The following is a 405-nucleotide window of genomic DNA, read 5'->3' on the forward strand; positions in this document are numbered from 1 at the left end:
TGTTAACGGAGACGAAACAACAGTAACAACAGGAACGGATGGCTCATGGACAGCAACAGACATTCCAGTAGGAGATGCAGAAGTAGATGTAGATGAGACTACATTACCAGCAGATATTACAGATACTTTAACAACAGGAACCTCAGATCCAGAAACAGTAACCGTATTTGAAGGAGTTGAAACAGCAACAACCGATGATGGTTATGCACCAGTAGTTGGAGATTTAACAGGAGTTGTATTCGAAGATCTTAACGGTGATGGAGTACAAGATCCAGGGGAAGAAGGAATAGAAGGAGTAGAAGTTGTAATTACTGATGTTAACGGAAACGAAACAACAGTAACAACAGGAACGGATGGCTCATGGACAGCAACAGACATTCCAGTAGGAGATGCAGAAATAGATGT

Annotated in this window: 1 protein-coding gene; it reads left to right on the forward strand. The window is 41.7% G+C overall.

Annotation, left to right across the window (positions count from 1 at the left end):
- Window positions 1-405 (forward strand): SdrD B-like domain-containing protein (locus tag ACVC3Y_RS00020; protein WP_452225700.1); only part of this gene is annotated, 405 nt, incomplete at both ends.

The sequence above is a fragment of the Lacinutrix cladophorae genome, assembly GCF_053604645.1.